Here is an 812-nt window from a genome sequence, read left to right as displayed (position 1 = left end):
TTATAATATCTTTATGCAATATGAAATTTTAAAACCAGGATGTGCACTTTAAATTTATAAACATTGTTTATATTATAGAACACTCTTGGTCTTTTAATTATGTTTATAAAACCATAGTTTGTTAAGTACAAACAAATTTTTTATAAAAAGTCAAACAATAATCAAATATTAAAAAGTGAGTGAGTGATATGGCAAAAATTTTAATACTTAGTACCTCTACAGGTTATGGTCATGACCAAGCTGCTAATTCATTTAAAGAAATTTTATTAGCAGAAAATAATCAGGTATTAGTGTATGATTTTTTAAAAAGTAATAAAATACTAAATGGCTCCGTAGTTAATGGCTATGAGTTATGTGCAAATTCATTAAGGCTTTTATATGGTATAGGTTATAAAATTACAAATAACTCTTTTATAAATAAACTAAATGGTATTATTTTTTCAAGCGTATGTAAAAGTTTATTAAAAGTTATTGATAGTTATAAACCTGAATTGATAATAACTACTCATCCACTATGTGTAAGTATATTATCAAAATTAAAAAAGAAAAATTTTATTTCATTACCAATAATTTCAGTAGTAACTGATTTTAAAGCTCATTATACTTATATATCTCAAGAAATTGATGCATATATAACAGCTAGTGAATCCACTAAAAATCATATGATTACTAAAGGAATTAATAAAAATAATATTTTTTCTTTAGGTATTCCTTTAAGAAAAGAATTTTATAATTCAAATAAAATAACAAAAATACATAAAACTAATAACTATTTTAATATTTTACTTATGGGTGGTGGCATGGGTTTAAAT

General features: G+C 22.3%; 1 protein-coding gene. It reads left to right on the top strand.

The window, feature by feature from the left end; translation table 11 throughout:
* Positions 1–188 precede the first annotated feature (188 nt).
* A partial coding sequence (locus tag GBZ86_RS16410; protein ID WP_422678941.1) for an MGDG synthase family glycosyltransferase occupies positions 189–812 on the top strand: 624 nt, incomplete at its 3' end.

This window comes from Clostridium tarantellae, assembly GCF_009295725.1.
In the GTDB taxonomy this organism is placed as follows: Bacteria; Bacillota; Clostridia; order Clostridiales; family Clostridiaceae; genus Sarcina; species Sarcina tarantellae.
This window is presented reverse-complemented; position numbering and strand designations above follow the sequence as displayed.